Genomic DNA, 7,607 nt, shown 5'->3' with positions numbered 1-7,607 from the left:
CAGAAGTGAAACGCCGTAGCGCCGATGGTAGTGTGGGGTCTCCCCATGTGAGAGTAGGGAACTGCCAGGCATCAAACAAGTGAAGAGGCCATCCGGAAGGATGGCCTTTTTGCGTTTGTACGTCGAAAAACGGCAGGCCGGGCAAGGCGAAGCCGCCACCCGGCAGATCTCAGACTGCACACCACGCCAAAATAAACGCTGCAATCCCCTCCACATTATTCAAATCCAGAACCGGTACTTCCAGCGACAATGCAACGTCACTGGCCACGGCAATCACATGCTCATCCAGCATTAGTTCGCTAACATCATGCCCGGCGCCGTTTCTGAACAGCAAGATCTTAGGCACGGCCTCATGCTTAAATCCCTCAACCAGCACCAGATCCAGCGTGGAGTGATCCATCCGGCTGACAAGATAAGCGAGATCCAGCGGTGCTTCATCCGGTGTTTCTGTCATTAACGCCCAGCGCTGGTTACTCGCCACCATCGTTTGTGCAGCGCCAGCCTTACGCAGCTCGTAGCTATCTTTCCCCGGCTTATCGACATCCATGTTATGGTGCGTATGCTTAATCAATCCGGGACGAATGCCTTTGGCGCAAAGTGCAGGTATTAGTTTTTTTAGCAGCGTAGTCTTCCCGGTGCCACTCCAGGCAGAGATCGCTAATACGGGTATCATTTCTTCTCCTGCATTATCTGCAAATCTTCCGTCGTGTTTACATTCACAAACGCCGATTTCATGTCGCTGAAATCAACGGAATGCCCTCCGGACTGACGCATAAATACCATAACGCGTCGCTCTCCTGCGGCCAGGTAATCTTCCAGCGCGGATATTAACGAGCGATTAATCAATGCGATCGTTGGATGGTCGCGTTCACCGTCGTGTACCCAGACGACGGGAGCACCACCGCGCCGCTGCACCAGACGTTCAACCAGGCAGGACGGGATGAAGGGCGTATCACATGAACAAAAGAGAAACCACTCTCCATGCGACTGCTGCATAACGGAAAGCATTCCCGCCAGCGGACCGGGGTAGTCCACCAGGTTATCCTGATAAACCGGATACCCGCTGCGCTGATAAATATCAACATGTCGGTTAGCGCTGATCGCCATCGAGGACACCTGATCTGCAAGCGTATCAGCAACATGCTGCCATAATGGTGTGTTGTTCAGGAGCTGAAGCCCCTTATCCTTTCCGCCCATTCGCGTTGCCCTGCCCCCGGCCAGAACAACTCCGATGATTTCCTGGCATTGATTCACGAATATCGCCTCTTTTATTGTGGGATTGACCCTGCTAACGTGTCTCTCTAAATGAAAGGAGCACTACCATGAAATGTAAACGTCTTAATGAAGTCATTGAGCTTCTCCAGCCGGCCTGGCAAAAAGAGCCAGAGCTGAATCTGATGCAATTTTTACAGAAACTGGCGAAAGAGTCAGGTTTTGATGGTGAACTGGCAGACCTTTCTGACGACATCCTGATCTATCACCTGAAAATGCGTGACTCGGCTAAAGATGCTGTTATTCCTGGCATTCAGAAAGATTATGAAGAGGATTTTAAAACCGCATTACTGCGTGCCCGAGGCGTAATTAAAGAGTAAAAGCTTGTAAGCGGAGCCACCGAAATCTCCACAAGATGATATCCTGAATCATTCGTATAATTTCCGGATGATCGGATGAACGACCAGGCTTTTACTTTCCAGACATTACACCCGGATACCATTATGGATGCGCTGTTCGAACAGGGTATTCGGGTGGATTCCGGGTTAACCCCTTTAAACAGCTACGAAAACCGTGTCTACCAATTTCAGGACGAAGAGCGCCAGCGCTTTGTCGTAAAGTTTTACCGTCCACAGCGCTGGTCCGCAGAACAAATTCAGGAAGAGCATCAGTTTGCCCACGATCTGCTGGATGACGATGTTCCCGTTGCGGCACCCATTAAATTCAATAACCAAACGCTGCTGACCCATCAGGGCTTTTACTACGCGGTATTTCCGAGCCTGGGCGGAAGACAGTTTGAGGCAGATAATATCGATCAGATGGAATGGGTTGCCCGCTATCTGGGGCGCATTCATCAGACGGGACGTAAAAAACCGTTTGTTGCCCGTCCGACGATTGGTGTTCAGGAATATCTTATTGAGCCGCGACAGGTATTCGAAACATCGGCGCTGATCCCGAATGCGCTAAAGGATAATTTCCTCACGGCGACCGATAAGCTTATTGATGCTGTAAAAGCCTGCTGGCTGGATGATATTACTACTCTGCGCCTGCACGGTGACTGCCACGCCGGGAATATTCTCTGGCGCGATGGCCCACTATTTGTCGATCTTGATGACGCACGTATGGGACCCGCGGTGCAGGATCTGTGGATGCTGCTCAACGGTGATAAAGCCGAGCAGCGCATGCAGCTTGAGACCATAATTGAAGCTTATGAAGAATTTAGCCCCTTTAATTCAGACGAAATTGCCTTGATAGAACCTTTACGTGCGATGCGATTTGTTTATTATCTCGCGTGGTTAATCAGGCGTTGGGAAGACCCGGCTTTTCCCCGAAATTTCCCCTGGCTTACCGGGGAGGATTACTGGCGCAACCAGATATCCACATTTACCGCGCAGGTTAAGGTTCTACAGGAACCCCCTTTGCAATTAACGCCGATGTATTAATTGGACACACCCAGGAGAGAGTTAATCATGAAAAAAATTTGGCTGGCGCTGGCTGGTATGATTCTGGCATTTAGCGCAACTGCTGCGCAGTTTACCGACGGCAAGCAGTACATTACGCTGGACAAGCCTGTTGCTGGCGAGCCTCAGGTGTTGGAGTTCTTCTCCTTCTACTGCCCGCACTGCTACGAGTTTGAGCAGGTACTTCATGTTTCTGACAACGTGAAGAAAAAGCTGCCGGAAAGCACCAAAATGACGAAATACCACGTTGAGTTCCTTGGCCCACTGGGTAAAGATCTGACTCAGGCATGGGCGGTCGCGATTGCGCTGGGTGTGGAAGATAAGATCACCGCGCCTATGTTTGAAGCCGTACAGAAAACCCAGACCGTACAAACTACGGCAGATATCCGTAAAGTGTTCGTGGATGCCGGTGTTAAAGGTGAAGACTACGACGCTGCCTGGAACAGTTTCGTGGTGAAATCTCTCGTGGCACAGCAGGAAAAAGCTGCCGCTGACTTCCAGTTGCAGGGCGTGCCGGCGATGTATGTTAACGGCAAATACCAGGTGAATATGCGTGGTATGGACACGACCAGCATGGATATCTTCGTACAACAGTACGCTGATACCGTGAAATACCTGGTTGAGAAAAAGTAACAAACATAAAGAAAACCGCCGGTCACTGACCGGCGTTTTTGTATGAAGATTTAATCTTAGCTATCTGCTCGTCTTTCTCTTTCCAGAGTGTATTAAGCCAAAGCTGGAAACGACGTTTGAAGTTTTTATCGTTGACATAATCCCCGTGCAGTTCAGTGTTGACGGACATCAGATCAACGCGGACAACGATACGCGTCAGCCTGCCGCTGAGCATATCGTAGAACGGCGTCCTGTCATTTTCCGGATAGCAGAGCGTTACGTTCAACAATTTATCGAACTGCTCACCCAGTACGTTGAGCGCCATTGCGATGCCCGCAGCCTTTGGCGGCAACAGGTTCTGATAAGGAGAACGAGTCTGCTGGCGCTTCTCTTCGGTAAAGCGTGATCCTTCGACGAAGTTAACAATGGTGGTGGGATGCGCGCGAAACTTTTCGCAAGAACGGCGCGTGGTTTCCACGTCCTTACCGCGGCGTTCCGGATGACGAATTAAATAGCTGCGTGAATAGCGTTTCATAAACGGCATATCCAGCGCCCAGCAGGCCAGTCCAATGAAAGGCACCCAGGCCAGCTGCTGTTTCAGAAAGTATTTGTTCATCGGAATGTGTTTGCGAAACAGTACGCACAATACAACGATGTCGGCCCAGCTGTGGTGATTGCAGATCAGCAGATACCAGTTCTTTTTGTTCAGCTTCTCCAGCCCCTGAACATCCCACTTCAGCCAGGGGTTCAGATGCAGCAGGATCGCCAGCCCTTCACACCAGCAGTACATCATAAAATTACAAAAAGCAGACACCGCGCGCCATACCGGAGGGACAGGCAGCAGAAGTTTAATTATTCCGGCAACGATGATTGGCACAGAACAGGCGATGGTAACCAGAATAGTTAAAATGACGCTTAACCATAATGTTATCGCTGCGAGTATTCTCGACATAATGAATTTATTCAGATAGTTAGCTGTAATTGAGCAGCCGGCTATCCGGTGCTGGGCGCCGATCTTATCAGAAATTCGCTCAGACCAGGGCGGTTTCACACCAGGAGGCTGCGGCTTTTCCTGCCAGGCAGCGAATTTTTGCATATAGACAGAGTGCTTAAGTCTTATATCCACATAGACTAAATAAACATCAGTGAAGCGCGATCTTAAGTGATCTTATAGCAATGCTTTGATTTTATTATATAAATAAGTTTTCAGTATCACTTTTATAAAGCTGTTATTCACCTGTATTAAAAATATGCACAAACTTATCCACAGTTTTGTTTTGCGAGCGATCTTCCCGATCGCAAAATCTTTTTCTGTATAAAGCGCTAAAACCTGATGTTTTCATCCTTCTGTGGCATCCTTTACCCATAAATTCATAAAAGGCACGGACATTATGGTTCAGATCCCAGAAAACCCACTTATACTCGTCGATGGCTCTTCTTACCTGTATCGGGCGTATCATGCGTTTCCTCCTCTGACCAACAGCGCAGGGGAACCTACCGGCGCAATGTACGGCGTGCTGAATATGCTTCGCAGCCTGATTCTGCAATACCACCCAACCCATGCGGCCGTGGTGTTTGATGCGAAGGGTAAAACCTTCCGCGATGAATTATTTGAGCATTACAAATCTCACCGTCCCCCTATGCCTGACGATCTGCGTGCGCAAATTGAACCGTTGCACGCTATGGTGAAAGCGATGGGGCTGCCACTGCTGGCGGTCTCAGGCGTTGAAGCTGATGACGTAATTGGTACCCTGGCGCGCGAAGCGGAAAAAGCAGGCCGCCCGGTTCTGATCAGTACCGGTGATAAAGACATGGCGCAGCTGGTAACGCCCGGGATCACGCTGATCAACACCATGACAAACACCATTCTTGGCCCGGAAGAAGTGGTCGCCAAATATGGCGTGCCGCCAGAGCTCATTATTGATTTCCTCGCCCTGATGGGCGATTCCTCGGATAACATTCCTGGCGTACCGGGCGTAGGCGAAAAAACAGCTCAGGCGCTGCTGCAAGGGCTGGGCGGGCTGGATACGCTGTATGCAGAACCCGACAAAATTGCCGGTCTTACCTTCCGTGGCGCAAAAACCATGGCCGGAAAGCTCGCCGATAACAAAGAGGTGGCTTATCTCTCCTATCAGTTGGCCACCATCAAAACTGACGTAGAGCTGGAGCTTACCTGCGAGCAGCTGGAAGTGCAGGAACCCGCCGCCGACGAACTGCTTGGCCTGTTCAGAAAATACGAATTTAAACGCTGGACCGCGGATGTTGAAGCCGGGAAATGGCTTCAGGCGAAAGGGGCTAAACCTGCGGCGAAGCCGAAAGAGACCATCGTTGTCAATGCCGAAGAGCAGGCAGAAGAAGAGGCGGTAGCGCTCTCCTTCGACAACTATGAAACCATCCTTGAAGAGTCACGGCTCATCGCCTGGATTGAAAAGCTGAAAAAAGCGCCAGTATTTGCTTTCGATACCGAAACGGACAGCCTCGATAACATTACGGCCAATATGGTGGGCCTGTCATTCGCAACGGAGCCGGGTATTGCAGCCTATGTTCCGGTGGCTCACGACTATCTGGATGCGCCGGAGCAAATCTCCCGCGAGCGCGCCTTAGAACTGCTGAAGCCGATTCTGGAAGACGAGAAAGCGCTGAAGGTCGGGCAAAACCTGAAGTACGACCGCGGTATTCTGCGAAACTACGGCATTGAGCTGCGTGGTATCGCTTTTGACACCATGCTGGAATCTTACATTCTGGACAGCGTGGCGGGCCGCCATGATATGGATTCCTTATCCGATCGTTGGCTGAAACACAAAACCATCACCTTTGAAGAAATTGCCGGTAAGGGCAAAAATCAGCTGACCTTTAACCAGATCGCGCTGGAAGAAGCAGGCCGCTACGCCGCGGAAGACGCTGACGTCACGCTACAGCTGCATCTCAAAATGTGGCCGAAATTGCAGAAGCACGAAGGGCCGCTGAATGTGTTCCAGAACATTGAGATGCCGCTGGTGCCTGTGCTGTCCCGCATTGAGCGCAATGGCGTTAAAATCGACCCAACGGTGCTGCATAACCACTCTGGTGAGCTGGCGCAGCGCCTGACCGAGCTTGAACAGAAAGCGCATGAGCTTGCTGGCGAGGCATTTAACCTGTCTTCACCGAAACAGCTGCAAACCATCCTGTTTGAAAAACAGGGTATCAAGCCGCTGAAGAAAACCCCGGGTGGCGCCCCTTCAACGTCTGAAGAGGTGCTGGAAGAGCTGGCGCTGGACTATCCGCTGCCAAAAGTTATTCTGCAATACCGTGGTCTGGCTAAGCTGAAATCGACCTATACCGACAAACTGCCGTTGATGATCAACCCGAAAACGGGCCGCGTGCACACCTCCTATCACCAGGCTGTGGCGGCGACCGGGCGACTTTCGTCAACCGATCCTAACCTTCAGAACATTCCGGTGCGTAATGAAGAGGGCCGCCGTATTCGCCAGGCTTTCATTGCGCCAGAGGATTATCTGATTGTCTCCGCGGACTACTCGCAAATCGAACTGCGTATTATGGCGCACCTGTCACGCGACAAAGGCCTGCTGACGGCCTTTGCCGAAGGGAAGGACATCCACCGGGCAACCGCTGCCGAAGTGTTTGGGCTGCCGCTGGAGAGCGTGACAAACGAGCAGCGTCGTAGTGCAAAAGCGATCAACTTCGGTCTGATTTACGGCATGAGTGCCTTTGGTCTTTCACGCCAGCTCAATATCCCGCGTAAAGAGTCGCAGAAGTATATGGATCTCTACTTCGAGCGGTATCCGGGCGTGCTGGAATATATGGAACGTACCCGCGCACAGGCGAAAGAGAAAGGCTACGTTGAAACGCTGGATGGCCGTCGTCTCTACCTTCCGGATATCAAATCCAGCAACGCCGCGCGCCGGGCTGGTGCTGAACGTGCTGCGATCAACGCCCCTATGCAGGGCACTGCGGCGGACATCATTAAACGCGCAATGATTGCCGTCGATGCCTGGCTCGAAAAAGAGAAACCGCGTGTGAAAATGATCATGCAGGTACACGATGAACTGGTCTTTGAAGTTCATAAAGACGATCTGGAGACGGTCTCTAAGAAGATCCATGAACTGATGGAAAACAGCATGAAGCTGGACGTACCATTGCTGGTGGAAGTGGGTAGCGGCGAAAACTGGGATCAGGCTCACTAAGGGTTATCGGAATAACGCGCGTTTTATGTAAGTAAGCAACATAAGTACGCGCGTTTTGTGACGATCATTAGAATTCCCTATGTAAAGAATGAAAAAAAACTACAAAAAGTGCTTTGTCCAGCGATAAAAAAAGAGTAGA

The 7,607-nt window shown here is 50.9% G+C and carries 7 protein-coding genes; 4 read left to right on the top strand and 3 right to left on the bottom strand.

Annotated elements, in window-relative coordinates; genetic code table 11:
• Nucleotides 1-169: 169 nt before the first annotated feature.
• Together mobB and mobA are read right to left on the bottom strand one after the other, a co-directional pair.
• Nucleotides 170-673 (bottom strand): molybdopterin-guanine dinucleotide biosynthesis protein MobB, encoded by a 504-nt coding sequence (gene mobB / locus ACOTX5_RS16245; RefSeq protein WP_017694039.1) that lies wholly within the window; start codon nucleotides 671-673, stop codon nucleotides 170-172.
• Nucleotides 670-1,254, bottom strand: coding sequence for a molybdenum cofactor guanylyltransferase MobA (gene mobA, locus ACOTX5_RS16240; protein ID WP_017694040.1), 585 nt, complete (start codon nucleotides 1,252-1,254; stop codon nucleotides 670-672). Before mobA ends, mobB begins: the two co-directional genes overlap by 4 nt.
• Nucleotides 1,255-1,322: 68 nt before the next feature.
• On the opposite strand from mobA, the gene ACOTX5_RS16235 reads away from it, so the two are divergent.
• The 3 genes from ACOTX5_RS16235 (at nucleotide 1,323) to dsbA (ending at nucleotide 3,305) form a co-directional block, all read left to right on the top strand.
• A complete protein-coding gene (locus tag ACOTX5_RS16235) occupies nucleotides 1,323-1,592 on the top strand; it encodes a YihD family protein (protein ID WP_003861904.1) in 270 nt (89 codons plus the stop codon).
• A 75-nt stretch (nucleotides 1,593-1,667) separates the two neighbouring features.
• Nucleotides 1,668-2,654, top strand: a complete 987-nt coding sequence (locus ACOTX5_RS16230) for a serine/threonine protein kinase (protein ID WP_023304658.1) — start codon at nucleotides 1,668-1,670, stop codon at nucleotides 2,652-2,654.
• Between the two features lie 27 nt (nucleotides 2,655-2,681).
• Entirely contained in the window at nucleotides 2,682-3,305 is a 624-nt protein-coding gene (gene dsbA, locus ACOTX5_RS16225) for a thiol:disulfide interchange protein DsbA (protein WP_023304657.1), read from the top strand.
• Between the two features lie 22 nt (nucleotides 3,306-3,327).
• On the opposite strand, the gene ACOTX5_RS16220 is transcribed toward dsbA, so the two are convergent.
• Nucleotides 3,328-4,236 (bottom strand): acyltransferase, encoded by a 909-nt coding sequence (locus ACOTX5_RS16220; RefSeq protein WP_045911407.1) that lies wholly within the window; start codon nucleotides 4,234-4,236, stop codon nucleotides 3,328-3,330.
• 439 nt (nucleotides 4,237-4,675) lie between these two features.
• Between ACOTX5_RS16220 and polA the strand changes: the two genes are divergently transcribed.
• Nucleotides 4,676-7,468 (top strand): DNA polymerase I, encoded by a 2,793-nt coding sequence (polA, locus tag ACOTX5_RS16215; RefSeq protein ID WP_045911387.1) that lies wholly within the window; start codon nucleotides 4,676-4,678, stop codon nucleotides 7,466-7,468.
• The last annotated feature ends 139 nt before the right edge of the window (nucleotides 7,469-7,607 follow it).

The organism is Enterobacter cloacae complex sp. IR5441 (assembly GCF_049238215.1).
Lineage (GTDB): Bacteria > Pseudomonadota > Gammaproteobacteria > Enterobacterales > Enterobacteriaceae > Enterobacter > Enterobacter hormaechei_C.
Note: the sequence above shows the minus strand (reverse complement) of the source record. Positions and strands in the feature narration are given on the sequence as shown.

What these genes read in the sequence shown, in the direction of transcription:
- ACOTX5_RS16230 (WP_023304658.1), top strand. Translation starts at nt 1,668, where the DNA reads ATGAACGACCAGGCTTTTACTTTCCAGACATTACACCCGGATACCATT.
- polA (WP_045911387.1), top strand. Translation starts at nt 4,676, where the DNA reads ATGGTTCAGATCCCAGAAAACCCACTTATACTCGTCGATGGCTCTTCT.
- ACOTX5_RS16235 (WP_003861904.1), top strand. Translation starts at nt 1,323, where the DNA reads ATGAAATGTAAACGTCTTAATGAAGTCATTGAGCTTCTCCAGCCGGCC.
- dsbA (WP_023304657.1), top strand. Translation starts at nt 2,682, where the DNA reads ATGAAAAAAATTTGGCTGGCGCTGGCTGGTATGATTCTGGCATTTAGC.
- mobB (WP_017694039.1), bottom strand. Translation starts at nt 673, where the DNA reads ATGATACCCGTATTAGCGATCTCTGCCTGGAGTGGCACCGGGAAGACT.
- ACOTX5_RS16220 (WP_045911407.1), bottom strand. Translation starts at nt 4,236, where the DNA reads ATGTCGAGAATACTCGCAGCGATAACATTATGGTTAAGCGTCATTTTA.